A 24,766-nucleotide genomic window follows, 5' to 3' on the forward strand; every position below is an offset into this window, starting at 1 on the left:
AGCGCGGCATTGGTTGCCGCAGTCCCGCTCAGGGTAGCGATGGCCGTGCCGGTAGAGGCGGTGCCGAAGGTGGTTGCAATCGCCAGGGCAGCAGTCGGGGCAAACGCCGCCACGCCGGCACCCACGGCAACACCCGCCGCGGCGGTACCTTTACCCACGTGGGAGGCGCGATACTCTTCTTCCAGCTTTTCGACCACATCGTCGAACTCAGCGATTTCCGCTTTCAGCTCGCTCCAGGACTTATCGAACTCTTTCGGCGTATTCGCCAGGCGGTTGATGAAGTGCTCGCCTCGCGCAATCAGATCTTTGCTGCACTTCTGGCGCAGTAAAAACAGGTCGGTGATGGCAGTCTGGGTATCTGTTGCCTGTGATTCATAACGCGTTCTGGCTCGGGAAAGGCTTTCTAATGCTTCTTTTTTTTCTGTTCCGCGTAACATGATTTATTCCTGCTCTGTGTGGTCAAAATATGTCCCATTGCTCTGCGATTCCATTTCCGCCATCTGCTGAGAAAGCTTCTGGATAAAATGGTGTTGCAGGCTAACCGGGGAAATAATGGTGAGATTCGGGAACCAGTACCGAAGTAACGGAAATAGCTGGTTTTCATGTGCCATCTCGGTCTGCACAATCAAATCGCCGTTCGGCTCTTGCCGTATAATTTTTTGCGCGGGCAGCACGCTGCGGCGCTGGAAGTAATAACTGACTTCTGCCGCAATTTTGATGTGCACCGTCTGCTTATCCAGGGAAAACCACACGTCATCTTCTTCGGCGAAATATTTCGCGATGTGCGGCTCCGGGGTGAAATGTTCCGTTCGCAGATTCAGCCAGCGGATTTTGCTGAGCTGATATCCCTTCACGTTGCCATTTTCGACTGCACCGAGATACCACACGCCTTTGATATTAATTAGCTGGTAAGGGGCAACGGTGCGCAGCGTATTTTTATAGTGGAATTCGCAGATGTTGTTCTGGCGAATGGCTTTATCAAACAGGCTAAAGTTATTTTCCAGCGCTCGTTTAGCATCAGGATCGCCGGGCAAAGAGCGGATGCTGAGTGATGATAAATCAGGCTTGAGAATGAGCTTATTGGCAGGAATTAACTCTTCCATGCCCAGAAGACCGATAAGGTTCTGCAACTCTTTAAGCGTCTGGGGTCTGGCATACGCGGGAGACAGCCTGTAAATGCCGTTACCATCATGAATGATTCGGTCGCCCAGGCGGTTAAGATCACGATACAGCGTACGCTCGCTGATATTGAATTCATCCAGCAATTTCTGGCGTGAGACATAACCGTGCTGATATAGCGCTGAAATAATGACGGTTATCCGTTGAACCATGACCTCGTGTCCGCTCATGCGTGCTCCCCTGACAATTTTTCCTTAAGGTTATTCTCGCTTCCTGACAGGTCATGTCAGAAAGGACCAGGAGCAGGACTTTGCCGCCTGGAGATTCAGGTATCGGCAACAAGGGGGTATTTCTTAAAGAAAATTATCGAGAGCGGTCAATGTGTTGCTTCTCATCTCCCTGAGAAAAGCAAGCGCAATATTTCGGTGAGGATGCGAGAAAAAACGATGCTTTACACCGGCTTCCTGCCCAGCCAGCGCGCATACTCTCCCGGCCATGCAACCGTTTCTGTTCCCGGTCGCCCCATCCCAAAGCCATGACCGCCCGTCGGGTAGCGATGCAGCTCTGCCGGGACATGGTTTGCCACACAGGCGTCATACATGATCAGAGAGTTGTGCGGATCGGAAAGCGGGTCGTCTTTGGCCTGAACAATAAAACAGGGGGGCGTATCGGGTGAGACAAAGTTCTGTACCGACCACGCGGCTTCTTCTGTGGCGCTGGCGTGCGGCCCAACCAGAATTTTGTGGGTTGAAGTATGGGTGTACGGTTTCTCGAGCGTAATAACCGGGTAAATCAGCGCGGCGCGATCGGGCCTGGCCGTTTGCTCATCAATCTCGTCCCGGGCGGGATAAGTACGAAAGTCTGGCCGCGTAGCCGCCATGCCCATCAGATGCCCGCCCGCAGAGAACCCGAGCACGCTGACCTGTTTCTCCCGCTGGCGGATAATGCGCAGCGCCCGCTGGGCATCCTGCAAGGCAACCCTGTCCCCATCGTGCCAGCCCTCTGAGGGTAGGCGATAGGTGAGGATATATGCCGTATAGCCTCGCGCGACCAGCCATTGCGCGGCGGGAAGGGCTTCTTTACCGGTCTGAATTTGTTTATAGCCGCCGCCTGCGGCAATCAGCACGCCATGCCCGTTGGGCGCGCGCGGTGTCAGTACGCTAAGATCCGGCTCCGAAATGTGTCGAATTGCGCCAGAAGGCGATGCAATCCGCAGCCCTGTTGGGCCGCCGCCGCCAGGCGGTGTGCCGTTCCAGAGAGGGATCTGGGTAAACGGTTGTGGCGATAACGCGGCAAACGCCCGGTGGGGAAGGGCTGCGGCGGCGGCTAGTCCCATCAGAAAATGGCGACGGTTCATGCAGGGCTCTCCTGAAAACACTCAGCCCGTCTCCAGCATTCCAAAACTGACAATCCGGGCGCGGCCAAGCTCTTTCGCGCGGTATAGCGCCACGTCCGCCGCGCGCAGCAGGCTGTCGCTTTGGGCATGTTGCGGATAACTGGCGATGCCGATAGAGACATCCACCGGGCCAATTTCAGACAGCCCGTAACGCAGGGATAACTCATGCACGGAATTGAAAATGTCCGTTGCGCAGGCTTGCGCCACATCTTCATTCGCCCCGGACAGGATCGCCAGAAACTCTTCCCCACCATAGCGGAAGGCCAGCCCACTGTCATGCACGGCACGTTGAACAATCGATGCCACGCTTTTTATCACCTGATCTCCCGCCTCGTGGCCAAAGCGGTCATTAATGCTCTTGAAGTGGTCGATATCGATCATCAGACAACTTACCGGCTCGTGGTTGCGCATTGCCTGTGCCATCTGCGTGCGCAGCGTGTCTTCCAGATGATGGCGGTTACGTAAGCCCGTCAGCGGGTCGAATAACGCTTTTTCAAGCAGGGCATCGCGCAGTCGCTGGTTTGCCAGCGCCAGCCCAAGCGCTTCGGCCATCAGCTCCAGATACGCCCGGGAAGGGGCGGTTTCCGGGGTAATGTTCTGGAAAGAGAGCAAACCAATAGCCTCGCCCTGGGCGATAAGCGGTACGCACAGCGTGTTATTCAGGCTGGACTCCGGCAGGTGATAGCAGGCGATATCCGGCTCACCGTTCACCGGCGGATGGCTTTGACCACGGCGCACGGCCCAGCATTCATCCGGGTGGAACGGTGTATTTTTGCCCTCGGGCGACAGCCATTCGGCCGCGCAGCGCATCTGCCACGGATCGCGATCGAGGATGTATAACCGCCCGGCGATGCCCGGCGCAATATTCGGGGCGAACAGCTCCGCGACGTTTATCACATCGGCGAAATTCTCACAGCCTTGCAGCCGCTGCGTCATGCGTGCCAGCAGTTCACGGATGGCCCAGTCGGCATCGCGCTCTTTTTCCAGCCGTTGTCGGGCCAGGCCATTTTCCCGGAATATGCGGATGGCCTGCGCCATATCGCCAATCTCATCAATCTGGTTAAAGTTGGGCGTTTCGACGGCGTAATCTTGCGATGCCAGGCGATGCACCACATCGCTCAGACGCACAACCGGGCGCAGCACACGGCGCTTTAAGATGAACCCGAGTACAAACAAAAACAGCAGGGCGGTGGTGCCCACCATGATTTCAGACAGCGTGCGCAGGGCTTTGGATGTTCGGGTAGCATCGGTGACGGCGGCGCGGGCACGCTTGTCCAGCAGCAAGCGGAAATGGTCAATCTGGCTCTGAACGCGGTCCAGCTCCTGTTCATACGGATCGCCGTACAACAGCGCAACGGCCTGCGGGGCTTCATCACGCGCCACGCTGGCTATCGCTGATTGCTGCTCGTCCTGTAGCTCATCAATTATCTTTAGCCCTTCATGTAATACCGCCAGCTCCTCGTCTGTTGCCCCGTTGTCTTTCAGCCTGGACAGTCGGGTATCGATGGACTGTAACGCTCCCTCTTTCTGGCGATATTCACTGAGCATTTGCGGCTCTTTTTTGACGACATACAGCCGGGCTAAGTCGGATAACGCCCAGGCATCGGTTTCAACATCTTCGGTGAGTTGATCAAAAACCTGTCGTTGCAGGACGGCCTGACGCTCGACAGTGTCTGCGTTTGAAGCCATCAGCATGACGATGCCAGAGGCGATAGTCAGGCATACCGTTGCACCGTATGCCCAGTTAGTGATCGTGGCAATTCTCACCGGTTAGATCCTTTTACGACTTTAGTGGGATAGCATCTTTGAAATTATAGAAAACGGCTGATTACTCGCGAAAAAAAAGACGGCGCGAAGCCGTCTGGTGTGGTTGTTATCGTCAATACACTATAAATCTGGAGGGGTTTTCCCCTCTTCGATAAAGTCAGCGTCCAGCTCCTCGGCGTTACCCTCATGGTCGCGGCCAGAGAAGAGATTCCAGCAGGCGAGAAACAGGGCGGCAATCAGTGGGCCAATGACAAAACCGTTGATGCCGTAAAGCTCCATGCCGCCAAGTGTCGAGATAAGGATCAGATAGTCCGGCATTTTGGTGTCTTTGCCGACCAGCAGCGGGCGCAGAATGTTATCCACCAGCCCGACGATAATCACGAAGAAACCGACAATAAACAGCCCCTGCCACAGCTGGTGGGTGGCAAACAGGAAGATAGCGGCGGGTACCCATACAATGGCCGAGCCCACGGCAGGTACAAGGGAAAGGAATGCCATCAGCGCGCCCCACAGCACGCTGCCATCGATACCTACAATTGCAAACGCAATGCCGCCAAGCAGCCCCTGAACCACCGCCACAACCGCTGTGCCTTTCACCGTAGCGCGCGACACGCCCACGAATTTGGCGAACAGATGTTGTTTGGCAAAATCCGTCAGTGGGAGAGAATCCAGGATCTGTCGGACCAGATATGGCCCGTCTTTGAGCAGGAAAAACAGCAGATACAACATAATGCCGAAGCTGATAGCAAAGCCGAATGTGCCTTTGCCGATCAGGAATGCGCTCCCCGCCAGATACTGCCCGCCCTGCAAGGCCACATCAGAGAGTTTTTTCTGAATTTGTGCTGCGTTATCCAGATTATGATCGGCGAGGAAGCCGCTGGCCCACCCCGGCAGGTGCGCAAAGAGGCTGGCAACCACTTCCGGGAACTGCGTGTTGTTTTGCTGAAGCTTGGTGTAAACCACGTTCAGCTCGATAGCGAGTGACGAGAGGATCACCATCAGTGGAATAAAGACAATCAGGCAAATCAGGCCAATGGTCAAAAGCGACGCCAGCCCGTTACGATCGCCCAGCGCGGCGCGCAGCTTGTTTTTTACCGGGTTAAAGATGATGGTCAGGATCGCGGCCCAGAGGATCGCAGAAAAGTAGGGCGACAGCACATCAAAGAAAGCCCAGGTGACAAGGGCGAGAATGAAAAGAAAGAAGCCTTTGGTCAGTCCGTTAAATCGCATCAGTTGATCCTGTAACTAAGAAACAGTCTCGACTATAGAACCGTTTCCGGGATTTACCAATGCCGTCTGTCTGGATTGTCCATCAATATGGATAGCCATAGCAGTCCGGTGTTCCATTGCCCTGGTTTCTGGCGGCGATGACTCGCCGCTTTTTTTACGCCTTCCGAAGCAGCGGTAACGTTGCCAGCAGGTTTTTCAGGTTGATGGCATCCCAGGGTAAATGTTCCGCAATCCCTAAACCGACCACGTCAGCAGCACCGTCTGCCTGCGCAATTACCGCCGCCGCTTCGGCAAGCGTGAGTTTGCCTTTGGCTACGCCATCCCATTTCCCCGGCGCGTCGTCCGGGCGTGCAAACATCACTGCGCGGAACTGATGAAAATCAAGGACATCAAGATCAAAGTGGATCGCCAGGTGTGTGATCTTCTCTGCGGCGATCCAGTTGGCAATGTCCTGACTGCCTGCGCGGATGGCCTCGGGCGAGACGGTCCGGATCCCCTTTGTACGAATAAAATCGGCTTCACAGGCATTCGGTGAATGAAGACCGGCAATCATCACCCGGCTGGCCGGAACAGGGCGCGGGACGCGGCGAGTAAGATCGCTGTCGCCATTACCCATCAACGCGCCGAGAACATGTGCATGGGCATTTGCGTATTGCGCGGGGGTCATCACATCCGGGTGGGTATCTATCCACAAAATACCCAACCCATCACCATAGCGCTCGCTGAGCCAGGCGAAAGGCTCAAGGTCGATCAGGCAGTCGCCCCCGAGAACGGTAATGCGTTCTGGCTGGTGTTTTCGAATGATGGCAGAGGCATTGTCCAAATCTTGCATCAGTTTGCTGCGCCCAAGAATGCCTTCTTCAATACCCGGCTGTTCATCCAGCGGTGTCACGGGAACCTGTTCAACAGGGGAGGCGGTTTCGGGGGCCAGCCATGCCAGCATCTGTGCGCCAAAATGGTATTCACGAAGGTTTCCGCCCAGCCAGAGCGGGAAGATCAATCGTAGGTCGTTGCTCATGGTATCTCCTTATTTTTTCCGTGCGCGAGAAGCGTGGAATAACGGATCAGAATAAAGCAACGTCATGTCGTAACAAGACGCAAAACCTGACATCATTGTACACTGTTATGGATAATGGGATGATGAAAATGAATCAGCTTCTGGCAATGCGCGCGTTTGTTAGGGTGGTAGACACGGATTCGTTCAGGCGGGCAGCCGATCAGCTCGGGATGCCCCGTTCGACGGTGAGCAAACTGGTCACCGATCTTGAGCGCCACCTGGGGACTACGTTACTGCACCGGACAACCCGCTCGCTTGCCGTCACCCCGGAAGGAAAGGAATATTATCAATATGCCGTGCGGCTGGTTGCCGATCTGGATCTGGCCGACACTATCGTTCGCCGTAATAAGGCCAACCCCGGGGGAATGCTCCGCATTGATGTTCCTGCCGTGTTTGCGGAGTCCTTACTGATCCCCGCGCTTCCTGATTTTCATCGTCAGTTTCCAGATGTTGCCATCTCGCTGGGCGTGAACGACCGGACCATCAATCTGGTGAGCGAAGCTGTCGACTGCGTTATTCGTATCGGTGAGCTGCTCGATATGTCGATGGTTGGGCGCAAGCTGTTTGATATGGAATATGTCACCTGTGCGACGCCGGCTTATCTTGCCGCCAACGGCATCCCGCATACACCCCAGGATTTAAGCGTGGGGCATGAGCTGGTGGGCTACTTTTCAGCCGGAAGCGGCCGCGCTGAAGGGCTAACGTTTATCAAAGGTGAACAGCGCTATTTTTACGATCGCTGCGCGTTTTCTGCCAATGGCGGCAGTGGGATCATTGCCATGATGCGCGCCGGGCTTGGGATCGGGCAGCCGCTGAAATGCTATGTCGAAGATGATTTAAAAGACGGGCGTCTGGTGGCGATCCTTTCGGAGTGGCAACGCCCGGCGCTGCCGGTGCATGTGCTCTATCCACCAAACCGTCATCAGAATGCGCGGTTGCAGGTGTTTATTGACTGGCTGATTGCACGGTTTCGTAAACCGGCTTAGTGGGCTTGAGCGGCCCGGCCAGCCATAACGGCACGTGATAAACAAATTATGAATACCATTCATAACCACATCCCATTTACCCCTGATTATTCATCACTCCATTGCGATTATTATTATCACCCAACGCAATAATACCCGGAATGCTATGACCTCCCCCAAAACCACTGGTTTACCCTTTGTGCTGATCCTGAGCGCCTTAATGGCGTTCACCTCACTTTCTACTGACATCTACCTGCCCGCCATGCCGGTGATGACGGCCGATCTTCACGGCAATGCCGAACTGACCATCACCGGTTTCTTAATTGGTTTTGCTATCGCTCAGTTAATCTGGGGCCCCATCAGCGATCACCTTGGTCGCCGCATTCCGCTGTTTATCGGCATGGCGCTGTTTGTGATTGGCTCGGCGGGTTGCGCACTGGCGACCGATATTACCCATATCGTTTTCTGGCGGGTGTTTCAGGCGTTAGGTGCATGCACCGGGCCGATGCTGGCGCGAGCGATGATCCGCGACCTGTTCAGCCGTACCCGCGCGGCACAAATGCTGTCGACGCTGGTGATTGTGATGGCCATTGCCCCGATTGCCGGGCCGCTGATTGGCGGGCAGATGATCAAATTCACCTCCTGGCACAGCATCTTCTGGCTGTTGGTGGTGATTGGCATCCTGATGTTTGCTTCGCTGTGGTGGCTTCCAGAAACGCTGGCGGAAGAGAAACGCGTTAAGGCCTCGGTTAAAGGCGCGTTCAAAAACTATGTTGCGCTGCTGCGTAACCGTAAATTTATGCAGTTCACCCTCAGCCTGACCAGCTACTACGTGGCGGCCTATGCGTTTATTACCGGTTCGCCGTTCGTCTATATCCGCTACTTCGGCATCGCCCCGCAATATTACGGCTGGCTGTTTGCCGTTAATATCGTGGGCGTGATGGGCATGAGTTTTGTGAACCGCAGGCTGGTGAATCGCTACTCGCTTGAGATACTGCTGAAATATGCCTCAAGCGTCGCGGCGCTTGCCGCCGTGGCGATGGCTGCCAGCGTCTGGTTCCATGTGGGCGGCATTGCGCTGATTGTGGTGCTGATTTTTATCTTCTTCTCGATGAACGGCATTATTGCTGCCAGCTCCACCGCCGCCGCGCTGGATGCGGTGCCAGGTAATGCAGGGTCGGCGTCGGCGCTGATTGGCTCCCTGCAATACGGCAGCGGCATTGTTTCGTCTTTGCTGCTGGCGACACTGAGCGACGGCACGCCGTGGACAATGGCGTGGATCATCGCGTTGTTTGCCACTCTCGCCATGCTGCTGGCGCAGAAAAAATAGTCAGATACCCTCAAACAGCGAGCTGACCAGCGCAATATGCGCCTTCACGCCCACTGCCAGCGCGGCCTCATCAATGCGGAAGTGCGGGTTGTGGACGTTCCACACCGCGCCTTTCTCCTGATTACCGCAGCCGATAAACAGGAACGAGCCGGGGATTTTCTCCTGATAAGAGGAGAAATCCTCGCTGCCAAACAGGGCGCGGTCGGCAAGTTGCAGGGTATCGTCGCCAAAGTGTTCGGCAATTGCCGCTCTGGCGATGGCATTAGTGTCGGCATGATTATTGCCAACGGCATAACCTTGCTGCCAGCAGATCTCCGCGCGTGCGCCGTGGGCACTCACTACGCCTTCAACAATGCGCTGCATCAGCTGCGGCACCTGTTCGCGCACCTGCTGGTTATGGGTACGCACGGTGCCCGCCAGACGGGCGCTGTCCGGGATAACGTTATAGCTGTCACCTGCCTGGAAGGTGGCAATGGTCAGTACCGGGGCGTTGATCGGGTCGAGATTACGCGCCACCACGTTTTGCAGGGCGGTGACCACTTCGGCACCGATCACCACCGGGTCGATACAAAACTGCGGCATCGAGCCGTGGCCGCCCTGACCATAAATGGTGATATCGAAGTTGTCGCTGGAGGCGACATACACCCCTTCTTTCAGCGTGATTTTGCCGGTCGGGCTGGTCGGGAAAACGTGCAGGCCAAAGATCTTCTCCACATCATCGACCACACCTTTTTCGACCAGCTCACGGGCGCCGCCCGGCGGCACTTCTTCGGCTGGCTGGAAGATAAACTTAATGCTGCCGTGCAGCTGGCTGCGCAGATGGCACAGGACCTTCGCCGCGCCCATCAGCATCGCGGTGTGCGCATCGTGGCCGCAGGCGTGCATCACGCCGGGTCGGGTTGAGCTGAAGGTTTCGCCGCTCTCTTCCTGTAACGGCAGGGCGTCGATATCCGCACGCAGCGCCCACATGGGGTCGGGTTTGTCACCGTGCAGTACGGCAATGACGCTGTTCTCTACCGGGCGGCTAAGCTCCAGCTCCGGCAGGGTTGCCAGTTCACGGGCGATATAATCGGCCGTCGGTTTCTCCTGGAAAGAGAGGTCCGGGTTGGCATGAATATGTCTGCGCCAGCGGATCACATCTTCATTGACGTCGCGGATAAGGTTTTCAATCGTACTTTTCATCACAGTCTCCTTCAGTCAGTCACGGGTTGCGAAGTCGCGGTTTTTTTGATTAACGGCGTGATTGCCACGCCGGCGCACACCATCGCCAGTGACAGGAAAATAAATGCGCTTTCATAGCTGTGGCTTTGCCCGACCAGATAGCCAATCACCACCGGGGAAACGAAACCGCCCAGCGTGCCGCCAGTATTGATAAGGCCAATCGCCGAGCCCATGGTGCTTTCCGGCAGGCGCTTCATCGGCAGGGTAAAGGCGGTCACAAAGGTCGCCATCAGGAAGATCTCCCCCACAAACAGCAGGGCGCTGGCGGAGAGCGCGGTCGAGGTATGGAAAATCCCAAGAATAGCGGCGGCGCTGATCAGCGCGCAGACCAAAATCACCTGCGGCTCGCGGTTGTGGAAATACTTGCCCACCAGCCAGCCGGTACAGAGCGAAGAGAGCCAAATCCCCGCGCCGCCTGCGGCCACAATGTAGCCCGACACCTCCAGCGGCATCCCCATGCTTTGCACGAAGAATTTTGGCAGCCAGGCCATCAGGCCATAGCTTGGAATGTTGACGCAAAACACCGAGACAAACAGCAGCAGTACCGTGGGGTTGCGCCACAACACGTCGCTGCGCTCCTGTGATTGCGGCCGTGGTGCGGGCTTGTGATACGGCACGCGCAGGGTGATCAGCAATGCGATGGCGCAGGCAGCGATCCCTAACGAGACAAAGGAGAGATGCCAGCCCAGGTGTTCCAGCGCCGAGACGGCCACAATCGGCCCGACGGTCATCGCCAGCCCTGCGGAAGAGAGCAGCACCGACTGGGCAAAGGTGCGTTTTTCCAGCGTGAAGTTGCTGACTACCGCTTTGGCGCACGAGCAGGGGTAACCGGAATGCCCCACGCCCGAAAGAAAGCGGAACACCAGCAGCAGGCCAAAACTCATCCCTAGCGCGCCAAAGCACAGGGCGAAGATCCCCAGTGCGCACAGGGACATGATTAGCATGGGTTTGTAGCCGAGCCTGTCGTTCAGCCAGCCTGCGGGCACCTGAAACAGCGAATAGGCAAGAAAGAAGATCCCGGTAATGTAGCCAAGCTGTGCGGTGCTTAGCCCAAACTCTTTTTCGATGGGCAGCAGGGCAAAGCCCATCACGGTTTTGTCGATGTACACCACGACATAACCGATAAAGAGTAAAAAAATCATCTGTGACTGGCTTTTCATTATGTTTTCCGCCTGGCGTCAGAGTGCGATGAGAGAGGTTGTGTGCCCTCTGAATCTAGGGGTTTACCGAAAAGGCGGGAAGATATAATTTTTCTATAGGTGATGCTTTTTTGTTATAGGGTGAGTGATGAAATATTTGCCAAAAATTGGCCATCTTCAGGCCTTTCGTCAGGTCGCACGTAGCGGCAGTATTCGTTCGGCATCGCGTGAGCTGGGCGTTTCGCAGCCCGGTTTGAGCCGTACCTTGCGTGAGCTTGAGCAAACTTTAGGCACACAACTTTTGTTACGCAGTAAAGAGGGCATTGCCCTGACGGAAGCGGGGATCGCCTTTTCGCAACGGGCGGAATGGGTCCTTGAAGAGCTAAAACGTGCCGCCGAAGAGGTGGAGCAGATTAATCACTTTACGCATGGTCGGCTAACCGTGGGGTTTTCATCGTTGATTGCCCTGACCGTGTTTCCCGGTGTGGCCGATGCCTTTAAACAGACGCTGCCGCAGGTGCTGCTGACGGCCAAAGAGGGGCAACTCTCATCGCTGCTACCGGGCGTGCGTAACGGCGAAATCGATATCGCCATTGGCTCTGTTGATCCCATGGCTCCGCCGGAAGGGGTGATGATCGAGCCGCTGTTCACCTCGCCGTTTTGTATTATTGCCCGCAAAGGACACCCGTTGGCGAACGCCGATAATCTGCTGGCACTTCGCCAGGCCAAATGGCTGCTGCCAGAGTCCTCTATGGGGTATTACCAGCAACTGCAAAATGAGCTGAGCCATTTTTACCGCCAGGTAGAGGTCACCCCGCTGCGCACGGACTCCGTGATCACCGGGCTGAATATGGTGCTCAACGCCGATTACCTGACGGTGGTCGCCAGGGCCATGTGCCAGCCTTTGCAGCTTGACGACAGGCTGGTGGCGCTGCCGATAACCCAGCTGCCCTCGGCTCAGTATTGCGCGGTGTGGTCGCAAAAATCGGCGATGACCACCAATGCCCGCCAGTTTTTGATTCGCCTGCGCGAAGCCTGCCGACAGTTTAGCTGGTAGCCAGCAGATCCCACTTTCGACTGACCGAGGATTTCAGTCTCTCGCGCCATGCTCTAGGTATCTGCTTACGGAGGTGCTTATGGCCTGGCGACCCATTCTCTATGTGATCCTGACAACTCATCCCCGTCTTAGCGCGCGGCGTGCCCGGCTGCGCCTGGTACACGGCTAGCTTTTTGTTAACATTCGCGGTATAACACACCTTCTTTGGATGTTTAGATGTCCATACGTATAGAAGGTAATATGCAAACACAACAAGAAAATGGGCAGCTTAAGCGCACCATGAAAACACGCCACCTGATTATGCTTTCGCTGGGTGGCGTGATTGGCACAGGGTTATTTTTCAATACCGGATACATTATTTCGACAACCGGTGCCGCGGGCACGCTGCTGGCGTACCTGATTGGCGCGCTGGTGGTCTGGCTGGTGATGCAGTGTCTGGGTGAGCTTTCCGTCGCGATGCCAGAAACCGGCGCGTTTCACGTTTACGCTGCCCGCTATCTTGGCCCGGCCACCGGTTACACCGTGGCGTGGCTTTACTGGCTTACCTGGACGGTGGCGCTCGGTTCGAGCTTTACCGCTGCCGGATTCTGTATGCAGTACTGGTTCCCGCAGGTGCCCGTCTGGGCGTGGTGCGTGGTGTTCTGCGCGGTGATTTTTGGTCTGAACGTGATCTCCACGCGCTTCTTCGCCGAAGGGGAATTCTGGTTCTCGCTGATTAAAGTGATCACCATCATCGCCTTTATTATTCTTGGCGGCGCGGCAATCTTTGGTTTTATCCCGATGCAGGACGGTTCACCTGCGCCGGGCTTAACGAATATTACGGCTGAAGGCTGGTTCCCGCACGGCGGCCTGCCAATCCTGATGACCATGGTGGCGGTGAACTTTGCCTTCTCCGGCACCGAGCTTATCGGCATTGCCGCCGGAGAAACGGAAAACCCGCACAAGGTGATCCCGGTGGCAATCCGTACCACCATCGCGCGCCTGATTATCTTCTTTATCGGCACCGTGTTTGTGCTGGCGGCGCTTATTCCGATGCAGCAGGCGGGCGTGGAAAAGAGCCCGTTTGTACTGGTGTTTGAAAAGGTCGGCATTCCTTATGCCGCAGACATTTTTAACTTTGTGATTTTGACGGCGATCCTCTCGGCGGCCAACTCCGGGTTGTATGCCTCGGGCCGGATGCTGTGGTCGCTCTCGAACGAGAAAACGCTGCCGCGCTGCTTCGCCCGCGTCAATAAAAACGGCGTACCGCTGACGGCGCTCTCCGTTTCTATGCTGGGCGGCGTGCTGGCGTTGTTCTCAAGCGTGGTGGCGCCAGACACGGTGTTTGTGGCGCTGTCGGCGATTTCCGGCTTTGCGGTGGTGGCGGTGTGGATAAGCATCTGCGCATCGCACTTTGTTTTCCGCCGTCGCCATGTGCAGTCCGGCCAGCCGTTGTCTGCGTTGCAGTATCGTGCGCCGTGGTATCCGCTGGTGCCGGTGCTCGGGTTTGTGTTGTGCGTGGTGGCCTGCGTTGGCCTGGCGTTTGACCCCAGCCAGAGAATCGCTCTTTACTGCGGCATACCCTTTGTCGCACTGTGCTATGGTGCGTATTACCTGACCCGCAACCTGACAACGCAGGAGCCTGAACATGTCGCAGAATAATCCGCTGAGCGCCATCCTTGAAACACAACCCTTTGTCATTCTCGACGGGGCGATGGCAACGGAGCTGGAAGCGCGCGGTTGTAACCTTGCCGATAGCCTGTGGTCGGCCAAAGTGCTGGTAGAAAACCCGGAACTTATTCGTGAAGTGCACCTCGACTATTTCCGCGCCGGAGCGCAGGTGGCGATTACCGCCAGTTACCAGGCAACACCCGCAGGTTTTGCGGCGCGCGGCCTGGATGACGCGCAATCCCGCGCGCTGATTGGCAAAAGCGTGGAGCTGGCACGTAAAGCACGCGAAGCGTACCTGGCTGAAAACCCGCACGCCGGCACGCTGCTGGTGGCCGGCTCCGTAGGGCCATACGGCGCGTACCTGGCCGATGGCTCAGAATACCGCGGTGACTATGTGCGTAGCGCAGAAGAGTTCACTGCGTTCCACCGTCCACGCGTGGAAGCGCTGCTGGATGCCGGGGCCGATTTGCTGGCCTGTGAAACGCTGCCCTCTTTTGCGGAGAGCAAAGCCCTTGCCGCGTTGCTGAGCGAGTATCCGCGTGCCCGCGCGTGGTTCTCTTTTACCCTGCGTGACAGCGAGCATTTAAGCGATGGCACACCGCTGCGTGAAGTGATTGCAGAGCTGGTGCGCTACCCGCAGATTGTGGCGCTGGGCATTAACTGCATCGCGCTGGAGAATACCACGGCGGCGCTACACTATCTGCAAAGCCTGACGTCGCTGCCGCTGGTGGTTTATCCCAATTCCGGTGAGCACTATGATGCAGTGACGAAAACCTGGCATCACCACGGTGAAGCCTGTGAAGCGCTGGCGGGTTATTTACCGCAGTGGCTGGCGGCAGGCGCAAAATTAATCGGTGGATGCTGTCGCACCACGCCAAAAGATATTGCTGAGCTGAACGCCCGGCGATAATTCCCCGACCCGGCTAGCCGCACAAGCTGGCCGGGTAAAATATCTCTTCCTGTCTTAATATCCCCTTTCCGTAAAACATCAGAAGCGACGAAACAGAGTAGAATATAAGTTCGTGTGCGAACATAATTGTGTCTAAATGCGGCCGATATTTGAAATAATGTCATTATCGTTCACACCCTGGTAACAACTACTCTCACAGCGGTACTGGATTTATGACTGCAAAATCGCGGTTTGAAATTAAGTCTTAGGTCGATAATCTAACAAGCCTCTTTTCTAAAGTATAAAAACCTAATCATATTGAAATGGATTTTTATTATTCTAATTAATCTTCTTATTTAAGGATGAATTTTCTTTTTGTCCTGGTGGGGTATTTCACCTTTTGTTTTTTCATCTTCAAGTTACTATTTATTGCATCAGCGAAGCGCAGGGAGATATGCGTAAGTTCAACTGAATTTGCTGATGATGATGTTTAAGAGATTATTCGATTGCTGACTTTTTATTTAATTCCCTATTTTTGGGCGGGGCACATATTGCCAAAAATCAGCCATCGGAAATCTCATTTGTGTGTCATTCACTTAATTTACAGGACGATTTTTATGAAAATGAACAAACTCTTTACTGCACTGGTTCTGGCTTCTGGTATGGCTGCTTTTGGTGCTCAGGCAGATCAGGGCAGCGGTGTTGTGACCTTCACTGGTTCCGTTATTGATGCGCCATGCTCAATTGCGGCAGGCGATGAAGATCAGACCATCAGCCTGGGCCAGGTATCCAGCTCTGCTGTGGCGAACGGCGGTACCTCTACTCCGGTTCCATTCTACATCCACCTGGAAAACTGCTCCGTTGAAACGGCAACTACCGTCACCACCACCTTCTCTGGCTCTGACTCCAGTGTTGACGGTGCGGTACTGGGCGTGACCGGTAATGCCACTGACGTTGGCGTCGTCATGACCGACGGCGACAGCAACACCATCACCCTGGGCGAAGCCACTGTTGGCCAGAACGTGGTTAACGGCGACAACACTCTCACTTATTCCGCGTACATCATCGGTGGCGAAGCGCCAACCGAAGGTGATTTCACCGCAGTGACTAACTGGACCCTGGCGTACGAATAAGCACTGACCTTATTCCGTTAATCCATTCAGACGGCCGAAACGGGCCGTCTGATATTCGATACCGACCGAATAAGTGAAAAGGGGTTGATATGCGTTTTCTATTTTCCAGAGCCACAAACATCATGAAAGCATTCCCTTTTCTCCTGTCTGGTTATTGCCTGCCACTTATTGCTGCAAACCAGGGCGAGGGCGCCGTCCTTATTCAGGGGGCTGTGTTTTATACCCCTTGCGCAATTGACCTTGATAGCCGCGACCAGACGATTGATATGGGCGATACGCCCGTGTCCGAAATAGCAACCAAAGGCTATGGGCCGACCCGCCAATTTTCCGTTCGCTTAATTAACTGCCTGATGCTGCCGAAGCCAGGCCATAACCAATACGACTCCGAGTATTACCAGATTACGTTCGAACCTATAACCGGTTCGGAGCGATTTGCTATTCGCGGTGAGGCACAAGGCATTGAGCTGGCAATTCGCGATACCGAGGGTTATCGCGCACAGCCCGGAGTGGCTTTCCCCGCCAAAGAGGTGACTGCCGGAAGCATGAACCTGAATTTTTCACTTCAGCTTGTCAGCAACGGTCAACCACTTAAAGCCGGTGATTACCAGTCTCTGATCCGCTTCAGAATGGATTACTACTGAGATGAAAAAAACAATACGGATATTTCGCCGCTCAACGCTTAGCCTGTTGATTCTGGGGCTGATGATGCCGGTGACGAAAAGCCGGGCCGATGATGAGATCCAGTTTAATACCGACGTGCTGGATACTCAGGATAAAAATAATATCGACCTCAGCCATTTCTCGCGTCGTGGTTACGTCATGCCAGGCGACTACACCTTCACCATTATGGTGAATAAAGACATTTTGCGTGAAGAGCAAATCATGGTGTACGCCGAAGGGGAAAACGGTAAAGAGAGCCTGATTTGTCTGACGCCGGACCAACTTTCCCGCTTCAATCTGAAAACCAGCGTGATGGATGATTTGCGCTGGCTGCGCGATGGCCAGTGCCTTGACAAATCCAGTCTTGAAGGACTGGACATGCGCGTCGACCTGGCAAAGGACACGCTCTATCTGGCGATCCCGCAGGCGTGGCTAGAGTACACCGCGCCAAACTGGGATCCGCCTTCGCGCTGGGATGACGGTATTCCTGGGGTGATTGCCGACTACAACCTCAATATGCAGGCGCAGCAAAATCAGACCGGTTCTGACACCCAGAGTATCAGCGGAACCGGTGTGTTTGGCGCCAACCTGGGGCCGTGGCGTGCCCGTGCCGACTGGCAGACTAACTGGAACAAGCGTGATGGTAATACCGACAAGGATTTCTCCTTTAGCCGTTACTATCTCTATCGCGCCATTCCTTCGCTGAAGGCGAAGCTGACGGTGGGGGAGGATTACCTCAGCTCCGACATCTTCGATACCTTCCGCTTTAGCGGTGTGAGTTTGAATTCGGATCTCAGTATGTTACCGCCGAGTCTGCGCGGCTATGCACCCGAAGTGACAGGGATCTCCCGCTCCGGCGGCAAGGTCACTATCAGCCAACAAGGGCGCGTGCTGTATGAAACGCAGGTTGCAGCGGGGCCGTTTCGTATTCAGGAGCTGAATGATGCCGTCTCCGGCACCCTGGATGTGCGCGTTGAAGAGCTGGACGGGAGCGTACAGGTCTTTCAGGTGACAACGGCGTCCGTTCCCTATCTGACCCGCCCTGGCGCCGTGCGCTACAAGCTGGCGGCAGGTAAACCCTCTGAATGGGGTCACAGCATGACCGGGCCAGTGTTCACCTCCGGTGAAGCCTCCTGGGGCGTGGCGAATGGCTGGACACTGTACGGCGGCTCGGTACTTGGCGGTGACTATAACGCCCTGTCGGCGGGTATCGGACGCGATCTCTTCATTCTGGGGGCGCTGGCCTTCGATGTCACCCAGTCACGGGCTTCACTGCCGTCTGAAGGGACGTTGTCCGGTACCTCTTACCGCGTGAGTTACTCCAAAACCTTCGACGAGTACGACAGCCAGGTGACTTTTGCCGGATATCGTTTCTCCGAGCGCGACTTTATGAGCATGTCGGAGTACCTCGATACCCGCTATGGCAGCGGCACATCCCACAGCCCGAAAGAGAAATACACGGTGTCGTTTAATAAACGCTTTCGTGATTTAGGGCTGAGTACCTATCTCAACTACAGCCACCAGACCTACTGGAACAGTGCAGACAACGACCGCTTAAGCCTGTCGCTTTCGCGCTATATCGATATCGGCCCGTTTAAGAACATGAGCGTCTCGCTCACGGCCTATCGCAGCGAGTACTACTCCCTGAAAGACGACGGGGCTTACATCTCACTGTCATTACCGATTGGCAACGGCACCTCGCTCAGCTATGGCGCCACCATTAACCGCACCGATAACACCCATCGCGTGAGCTATTACGGCCGGGTAGATGAACACAACAGCTTCCAGTTCAGTAGCGGGCTTTCCCGCAGCGGCCCAACGGCATACGGCTATTACACCTGGCAGGGCGATAGCTCTCAGGTTCAGGCCAATGCCAGCTACCAGTCCGGCAGCTACAGCGCACTGGGCATGAATCTGACCGGTGGCCTGACCATGACCACCGAAGGGGGCGCGGCGCATCGCTCTAACGCCCGTGGCGGCAGCCGCGTGCTGGTGGATACCGCAGGCGTGAGCGGTGTGCCAATCAAGGGATTTGGGGCATCGGTGAAGACCAACCACTTTGGCAAGGCCGTGATTGCTGATGTGAACAGCTACTACCGCAACCCAATCCGTATTGATGTGGACAAGCTGAATGACAACGCCGACGTCACACGATCGGTTTCCCAGGCCACGCTCACCGAAGGCGCGATTGGCTATCGCCAGTTCGACGTGATTGCCGGAGGGAAGGCGATGGCCTTTATTCGCAAAGCCGACGGCACGTTCCCGCCGTTTGGGGCCTCCGTTGTAAACGATAAAAACCAGGAAACCGGTGTGGTGAACGACGAGGGAAGTGTCTGGCTAAGTGGGATTCAGCCGTACGGAAAAATGACCGTGAAATGGGATGGAAAAGCCCGTTGCGTGGTGCATCTGCCCGCCGTACTGCCGGATGTGCTGGAGAACCTGCTTTTAACCTGTGCGCCGGAATAACCGGCCTGAATACGAGAAGAGTTAATCAAGATGACAATTGTGCGAATTTCCGCCCTGACGGGCATGGCTCTGATGTTTTCCGGTGTGGCAACGGCTGCGGTATCGCTGGACAGAACCCGGGTGATTTTTGACGGGGACGCGAAGTCCGTCAGCCTGCGACTGACCAACGAAAACAAAACGCTGCCGTATCTGGCGCAGGGATGGGTGGAAGATCCGCAGGGCAAGAAGATAACCGATCCGCTGGTGCTGTTACCGCCGGTTCAGCGCATTGAGCCTGGCGAGCAGAGCCAGATTAAAGTCCAGTCCACGGCCGGGATCCAGCGTTTACCGCAGGACAGGGAGTCGCTGTTCTACTTTAACCTGCGCGAGATCCCGCCCAAAAGCAGCAAGCCCAATACCCTGCAACTGGCGCTCCAGACCCGGATCAAGCTGTTCTATCGCCCGGCAGCCATTGAAGTAAAACATGTCGATTACGCTACGCCGTTCCAGGAACAGCTGACCCTGACGCGTGAAGGTGACAAGTATCGCGTGAACAACCCGACGCCGTATTACATCTCTCTGGTTAATGCTTCTTCGGCACTCACCGGTAAAGCGGCGGCAGGCTTCAAACCGATCATGGTGGAGCCAAGGGGCCAACTGGTGCTGGCTGCGTCGGCTTCTGCTCTGGGAGGCGCGCCGGTACTGACTTACGTTAACGACTTTGGTGGGCGGGCAAAGCTGGTGTTTAGCTGTGGCGGCAGCGAGTGCAAAGCCGTACCGCAGGAAAAGAAAAAATAACCAGGAGAGTGAAATGAATATCGCGTGCTGGAGAAAAAGTGGATGGCTCGCGCTGTTGCTGATGGCAGGGCAGCTTAACGCGGCAGATGAACGGGTGGATGGCAATGATGGCTTGTTGCATGTGCACGGTGCGTTGACGGAAAGCGCCTGCCGTCTGGCAATGGACTCCGCATGGCAGGAGGTGGACATGGGCTCCACGGCAACGGGAACGCTGAAAAAGCCAGGCGATCAGGGAACGCCGGTACGGATTGAGATCCGCCTTGAAGACTGCCTCCCGTCACCCACCTCAGTACGGGATGCCTGGAGTGGAGATTTACTCTGGAGCCGGGATCAACCCTCGGTCACGGTCAGTTTTGTTGCACCAGGCGAGCTGTTAAACCCGGGGCTTGTTCGCGTGACGGGTGCCAGTGGGCTGGCGCTGCGCCTGACCGACAGGCTGCATCGTTCTGTGCGTCTGAACGGGGAAGGACATCCGCTGCTGCTGGAGCCAGGGAATAACGTGCTCTTTTATTACATTGCGCCGGAACGCACACCTGCGCCGCTGGTGGCGGGGGCGTGGCAGGCGCTTATTCACTTCAGGCTGAATTATGACTAGTTCACGTTTTTTCCTGTTTATCGCCCTGATATTGCTGACGCCTGTTTCCTGGTCTGCCCTGACGGTGAATGTCACCGGCGTGGTGGTGGAAGGTGTGTGTGAAATTAACAACGGTGAAACCATTTATGTGGATTTTGGCAGCAACCTACAGTCGCGCCTGATCAACGGCGAAAACTTTATGAAAACCATCGACTATTCGCTGGTCTGTGAAGATCTGACCTCCAATGACCTGGAGATGGAATTTGAAGGTACGGCGACCTCGTTTAGCGATGACTATCTGGCCACCGACCGCGAGGGGCTGGGGATCAAGCTGTATATGAACGGGGAGTCTATGCCAATGAATACCTGGATGCCCTTTACCTGGCCGGAAGTGCCGGTACTCCAGGCTGCGCCGATTAAAGATGATGCAGCTGAAGTGGAAACCGGCGTGTTTAGCGCCTCTGCGACACTTAAGATCCAGTATCAATAAGGGAACAATGCAATGAAAAAATGGCTCTGCGCTTTATTGCTGCTGGGCGGGGGGATGTTCAGCCAAACCTCTGCGGCGTCAATCTGGAGCTGGATTGACACGCTTGAAACATGCTCTGCCTCAGCAACCTATTGTTATGAATATAATTTCACCATTGCAGATTGGGATGAAGAGGACTCTACACCCAATCCCTGTTATGGGCTAACAGCCTGCACAATATTCATCGGACACAGACATAACGCGGCAGGCACATCTGGGCCAAGAACGAACAGATCATGGGCAACGGGAACTTATTCCTTTCTGACAACAGCAGAAACAATGGGTGAACTGGCAAAATCGTTTAAGTCCATTTTCTCTCTGCCTTACTCCTCTTCCACACGCCACAGTGGAAGCACTGTGGCTACTGAAGAGTGTGTCGGGATTTTCTATGCTGCGGGGAAAAATTTAGGGACAAATACCTCGGAAGTGAGTAACAGCAGTTTCACCGGCTACCCGCTTATGCCTGGCAGTATCTGCGGTGCTGCCCCTGCGCCCAGCGGCAGCTGTGATTTTAATCAGGATGTTTTGAATCTGAATCATGGCACGCTAACCCGTCAGGAGCTGGAAGGCCATGAAGTGAGTGAAACGGTAAGTATTAACTGTACGACTTCGCAAACGCTGAAACTGTTTATCTACTCTGCGGATAACGTGCAGCTGCGTGACGATGGTAGCCTCTATTCGGAACTGTATATGAATGGCAACGTGCTCGGTACGGCCGGTTTCACTCTGGATGTTGCCGAGCAAGAAAATGTGACCGTGAAATCGGTTCTGCGCACTAACGGCAGCGTAGCAGCCGGTGAGTTTTCAGGCTCAACCGTGATACTGATTACAGTGGAGTGATGATGATGACAACGTCTGCCGTAAACAATATCGATCTCTATTGTTCCTTAATGATGGGCGAGATTGTTCCGTACTATCAGCCATTGATCGACATCCGAACCCAGTCGCTTTATGGGCTTGAAGTGCTGATGCGTTGGTCGCTTGCCGACGAAAACGCAACGCCTGTTACGCTAATCGAGGCATTTGAGGAGAGTGGGCTACTACCGGAAATGATGCAGCACTTGTTGCGCCAGGTTGCACAGGATATCAATGAGCTGAATGCACTGCTGCCGACCGGGCTACATATCTCTTTCAATGTCAGCCCATCGCAGGTGGCGGCACCGGGATTTGTCTTCGACACCCTCTCGTTTCTGGCGATGTTGCCGCTGGAGAAATACCGGCTGGTGGTTGAAGTGACGGAAGAGCAGCCCCTGGCTAATACGCCGGAAGTCCGGGGGGCATTTCTTAAATTACAGCTGGCGGATGTCAGTATCTATTTTGATGACTTTGGTACGGGTTATGCCAACCTGAACTGTCTTGAGCAGTTCAACGTGGATGGAGTGAAGATCGACCGCTTATTTGTTGCGGGCCTTTCTTCTGATTCGCCGTCGGGTGCAATAGTCCCGGCGATAGCCAGCCTTGCAAAAGCCTATAAGCTGAATGTCATTGCGGAAGGTGTCGAAACAACCCAGCAGTCGCAGATCCTCTCTGATATCGGAATTACTGTTCAACAGGGGCATCTGTTTTCCTGCGCATTGAGTAAAACCCAGTTGAGGGATTTTCTGGTGGTTGAATAAATTATTTCCTTTATAAACTTATGGGATTTTCTGATTGCTGGAAAATAATTGTCTAATGCAGGCGGAAATGTTCTGGAGGTATATTGAACGGCTAAATTGATGTTTTGTCACTTTATCCCGATACGCTAAAATAGTTACTGGCATTAATGCCATTAAAAAAGTGTGGGTTAATATTGGAGTCGGTGACAGTGCTATGTATTTTCTAATAAACAATAAAGTCTCTTTTAACGTTGCGGAAAGGACAGTGTCGGATGAGAGAACGCAACATGTGCTCTCAAATCCATCATGCAGGCTACTACTGATTTTGCTTGAGAATAATAACAGGTTGATGACACGCGAAGACCTGTTGCAAAAGGTATGGGGTGATTTTGGATTGACCCCGTCAAGTAACAGTCTGAACAATAATGTCAGCATATTGCGTAAGATTTTAGCCGAATTTGACATTCATGATGCGCTAAAAACGGTACCGAAACAGGGCTTTGAACTTGCCCTTGATGACCTGCAATTTAATGAGAGGTCCAGGGACTATATGGTAATGCAAGCGATTTCTCAACCAGATAAAGAAACGAATGTAAATAAGACAAGGTTGATTCGATGGGGTGGATTGTTGTTCACAATTATTGCTGCGGTAATCGCTTTATATCTCAATTTTTTTGATCAACATAATGATATGTCATTATATAAGCAGGTTGAGCAATGCAAGATTTATTACCATAACAATGTGAACGTCAAACGGGTTGAAAACTATTTCTCTCATGGGCAGGGTCAGAAGTTGTTGGAGAAGTGTTCACGTCCTTCTTATATTTATTACGATGACAGTAAGGTACATGAGAAAACCGATCTTCTGGAAATCTTTGTTGCACAATGCATGGTTAATAGTGAAGGGGATCCCGGTGAGTGTAAAAACTTCGTCACGACTAAAGTGGGGTAGCCTTGTCGTGCTCCTGGGTCTTCTGTTCATCAGTGCATTGCTCTACGTACCTAAAAACACCAGTGTGGTGGATTGCACATCGGATTTGAATCTTGAGCTCGGAAAGGATGATGAAAAGATCGTAGCCAGAATCCATCTTGTTGTTCACTTTGTACCCAATGAACTTAGCTATATTACCGAATATGGCGTAGTCACTTACAACAACCAACGCTATATCGTTGACCGTTACGCCAGGCTGCGCTACTCCGACGATAATCGCCACTCCTTTATTGAATTTAAACGCGAGGGGATTGATAAAAACAGTGCCGAAACATTACCTGATGCTCTGTCAGAAAAACTCACCTCAGCGCAAAAAGTCTTTCTATTCAAAGTCAGGAAATTGCGTGATGGGATCTGGAGTATCAGTGATTTACGCCGCACGGTATTAATTTGCGCTAAGACAGATTAATTTTTTCAGTATTAAATACATTATTCCACCCCTTAATTAATAAGGGGTTGGGCTCCCTTTCCTTTTTTATTGAAGGCTGGTTTTCGTTAATGTCCCTTATTGTTCTGATTACCCATGATAACTATCTGTTTCAGGGGTTGCAGTATTATATTTCTTTAAAACATATCCGCGACCTGAAACAGACAGGTGAGCATCATCAGGAATGTATTATCCTGATTGACAGCAGAACGCCACTAAATATTCTGGAACGCCAATGGCGTGCAATCTCCCGCCGCTTTGAGCGAACGCGGGCGGTGGTCCTCTGTATGAATGAACCGGCCTCCCCACCTGTTGATGCGAACTCGAAAGATCATACTATCGACATGAGCGCCGTTGTCGGGCGTTTGATCCCCACGATTTACCATAAGGCTGAAATTGTGATGCCGGATAAGTGGCGTCAGTCCGTACGAATAGAAATGAATGAACAGGAAATGGCATTGATTAATGCCTTTCTGAGCGGAATGCAAATAGAGGATATTGCTGACATGTTTTATTGCTCGCAAAAACAGGTTTATAAACTCAGAGATAAGGTCTGCCAGCGGATGAAAATGAAACACTTTTATACTGCCTGCATTTATATTTTTCGTCACGGGTTACTGAACCAAAACTACACGCTGCCGGAAACCTGGTTACGTGCTTAATGGCATTCATGGTTTTTAACTTTGCTTTGCACTTTTTTATCTAAAAACAATTTGGTATTAGCGATACCTTTTTATTCCTTTATCAAAAATCGGCTGCCGGAAATACTGCCTCCATAACGACAAGGGGAGCAG

General features: G+C 53.9%; 23 protein-coding genes and 1 pseudogene. 16 read left to right on the plus strand and 8 right to left on the minus strand.

Annotation, left to right across the window (positions count from 1 at the left end):
- From M987_RS10160 to M987_RS10185, 6 genes and pseudogenes are all read right to left on the minus strand, one after another.
- Nucleotides 1-437 (minus strand): annotated as a pseudogene (locus M987_RS10160) (hypothetical protein); the annotation flags it as partial.
- A gap of 3 nt (nucleotides 438-440) precedes the next feature.
- On the minus strand, nucleotides 441-1,349 hold the full coding sequence (locus tag M987_RS10165) for a helix-turn-helix transcriptional regulator (RefSeq protein ID WP_014069036.1): 909 nt from the start codon (nucleotides 1,347-1,349) through the stop codon (nucleotides 441-443).
- A 221-nt stretch (nucleotides 1,350-1,570) separates the two neighbouring features.
- Entirely contained in the window at nucleotides 1,571-2,476 is a 906-nt protein-coding gene (locus M987_RS10170) for an alpha/beta hydrolase (protein ID WP_014069037.1), read from the minus strand.
- A 21-nt stretch (nucleotides 2,477-2,497) separates the two neighbouring features.
- Nucleotides 2,498-4,282, minus strand: a complete 1,785-nt coding sequence (locus M987_RS10175; protein ID WP_014069038.1) for a diguanylate cyclase — start codon at nucleotides 4,280-4,282, stop codon at nucleotides 2,498-2,500.
- A gap of 120 nt (nucleotides 4,283-4,402) precedes the next feature.
- Nucleotides 4,403-5,512 (minus strand): AI-2E family transporter, encoded by a 1,110-nt coding sequence (locus tag M987_RS10180; RefSeq protein WP_014069039.1) that lies wholly within the window; start codon nucleotides 5,510-5,512, stop codon nucleotides 4,403-4,405.
- Nucleotides 5,513-5,666: 154 nt separating this feature from the next.
- Nucleotides 5,667-6,530, minus strand: coding sequence for an arginase family protein (locus tag M987_RS10185; RefSeq protein WP_014069040.1), 864 nt, complete (start codon nucleotides 6,528-6,530; stop codon nucleotides 5,667-5,669).
- A 119-nt stretch (nucleotides 6,531-6,649) separates the two neighbouring features.
- On the opposite strand from M987_RS10185, the gene M987_RS10190 reads away from it, so the two are divergent.
- Nucleotides 6,650-7,555 (plus strand): LysR family transcriptional regulator, encoded by a 906-nt coding sequence (locus M987_RS10190; RefSeq protein WP_245551565.1) that lies wholly within the window; start codon nucleotides 6,650-6,652, stop codon nucleotides 7,553-7,555.
- Nucleotides 7,556-7,700: 145 nt separating this feature from the next.
- Nucleotides 7,701-8,864 (plus strand): multidrug effflux MFS transporter, encoded by a 1,164-nt coding sequence (locus M987_RS10195; protein WP_014069042.1) that lies wholly within the window; start codon nucleotides 7,701-7,703, stop codon nucleotides 8,862-8,864.
- On the opposite strand, the gene M987_RS10200 is transcribed toward M987_RS10195, so the two are convergent.
- Nucleotides 8,865-10,046 carry an amidohydrolase gene (locus tag M987_RS10200; protein ID WP_014069043.1) on the minus strand — a complete coding sequence of 394 codons (1,182 nt, stop codon included), beginning with the start codon at nucleotides 10,044-10,046 and terminating at the stop codon, nucleotides 8,865-8,867. It abuts the gene before it with no gap.
- Nucleotides 10,047-10,057: 11 nt separating this feature from the next.
- Nucleotides 10,058-11,245 carry an MFS transporter gene (locus M987_RS10205; protein WP_014069044.1) on the minus strand — a complete coding sequence of 396 codons (1,188 nt, stop codon included), beginning with the start codon at nucleotides 11,243-11,245 and terminating at the stop codon, nucleotides 10,058-10,060.
- A gap of 127 nt (nucleotides 11,246-11,372) precedes the next feature.
- Between M987_RS10205 and M987_RS10210 the strand changes: the two genes are divergently transcribed.
- From M987_RS10210 to M987_RS10275, 14 genes are all read left to right on the plus strand, one after another.
- Nucleotides 11,373-12,281 (plus strand): LysR substrate-binding domain-containing protein, encoded by a 909-nt coding sequence (locus M987_RS10210; RefSeq protein WP_014069045.1) that lies wholly within the window; start codon nucleotides 11,373-11,375, stop codon nucleotides 12,279-12,281.
- Nucleotides 12,282-12,521: 240 nt separating this feature from the next.
- On the plus strand, nucleotides 12,522-13,922 hold the full coding sequence (mmuP, locus tag M987_RS10215; protein ID WP_014069046.1) for an S-methylmethionine permease: 1,401 nt from the start codon (nucleotides 12,522-12,524) through the stop codon (nucleotides 13,920-13,922).
- Entirely contained in the window at nucleotides 13,909-14,841 is a 933-nt protein-coding gene (gene mmuM, locus M987_RS10220) for a homocysteine S-methyltransferase (RefSeq protein WP_014069047.1), read from the plus strand. The genes mmuP and mmuM overlap by 14 nt, the downstream gene beginning before the upstream one ends.
- Nucleotides 14,842-15,437: 596 nt before the next feature.
- On the plus strand, nucleotides 15,438-15,953 hold the full coding sequence (locus M987_RS10225) for a fimbrial protein (protein WP_014069048.1): 516 nt from the start codon (nucleotides 15,438-15,440) through the stop codon (nucleotides 15,951-15,953).
- A gap of 89 nt (nucleotides 15,954-16,042) precedes the next feature.
- The gene (locus tag M987_RS10230; RefSeq protein WP_014069049.1) at nucleotides 16,043-16,594 is read left to right on the plus strand and encodes a fimbrial protein; all 552 of its coding nucleotides are present in this window, start codon (nucleotides 16,043-16,045) and stop codon (nucleotides 16,592-16,594) included.
- Between the two features lies 1 nt (nucleotide 16,595).
- Nucleotides 16,596-19,079: an outer membrane usher protein gene (locus M987_RS10235; RefSeq protein ID WP_014069050.1), complete on the plus strand. Its 2,484-nt coding sequence runs from the start codon at nucleotides 16,596-16,598 to the stop codon at nucleotides 19,077-19,079.
- A 30-nt stretch (nucleotides 19,080-19,109) separates the two neighbouring features.
- Nucleotides 19,110-19,856: a fimbria/pilus periplasmic chaperone gene (locus tag M987_RS10240; protein ID WP_014069051.1), complete on the plus strand. Its 747-nt coding sequence runs from the start codon at nucleotides 19,110-19,112 to the stop codon at nucleotides 19,854-19,856.
- A 13-nt stretch (nucleotides 19,857-19,869) separates the two neighbouring features.
- Complete coding sequence (locus M987_RS10245; RefSeq protein WP_014069052.1) at nucleotides 19,870-20,451, plus strand: fimbrial protein; 582 nt, start codon at nucleotides 19,870-19,872, stop codon at nucleotides 20,449-20,451.
- Complete coding sequence (locus M987_RS10250) at nucleotides 20,444-20,920, plus strand: fimbrial protein (RefSeq protein WP_014069053.1); 477 nt, start codon at nucleotides 20,444-20,446, stop codon at nucleotides 20,918-20,920. The genes M987_RS10245 and M987_RS10250 overlap by 8 nt, the downstream gene beginning before the upstream one ends.
- A 12-nt stretch (nucleotides 20,921-20,932) precedes the next feature.
- Nucleotides 20,933-21,799 (plus strand): MrpH family fimbial adhesin, encoded by an 867-nt coding sequence (locus M987_RS10255; RefSeq protein ID WP_014069054.1) that lies wholly within the window; start codon nucleotides 20,933-20,935, stop codon nucleotides 21,797-21,799.
- Complete coding sequence (locus M987_RS10260; protein ID WP_245551566.1) at nucleotides 21,799-22,575, plus strand: cyclic diguanylate phosphodiesterase; 777 nt, start codon at nucleotides 21,799-21,801, stop codon at nucleotides 22,573-22,575. The genes M987_RS10255 and M987_RS10260 overlap by 1 nt, the downstream gene beginning before the upstream one ends.
- Before the next feature lie 193 nt (nucleotides 22,576-22,768).
- Complete coding sequence (locus tag M987_RS10265; RefSeq protein WP_014069056.1) at nucleotides 22,769-23,506, plus strand: winged helix-turn-helix domain-containing protein; 738 nt, start codon at nucleotides 22,769-22,771, stop codon at nucleotides 23,504-23,506.
- Entirely contained in the window at nucleotides 23,469-23,954 is a 486-nt protein-coding gene (locus M987_RS10270; RefSeq protein ID WP_014069057.1) for a hypothetical protein, read from the plus strand. Before M987_RS10265 ends, M987_RS10270 begins: the two co-directional genes overlap by 38 nt.
- An 89-nt stretch (nucleotides 23,955-24,043) precedes the next feature.
- Nucleotides 24,044-24,634 carry a hypothetical protein gene (locus M987_RS10275; RefSeq protein ID WP_014069058.1) on the plus strand — a complete coding sequence of 197 codons (591 nt, stop codon included), beginning with the start codon at nucleotides 24,044-24,046 and terminating at the stop codon, nucleotides 24,632-24,634.
- The last annotated feature ends 132 nt before the right edge of the window (nucleotides 24,635-24,766 follow it).

It is taken from the genome of Enterobacter soli ATCC BAA-2102 (assembly GCF_001654845.1).
GTDB classification, from domain to species: domain Bacteria; phylum Pseudomonadota; class Gammaproteobacteria; order Enterobacterales; family Enterobacteriaceae; genus Enterobacter; species Enterobacter soli.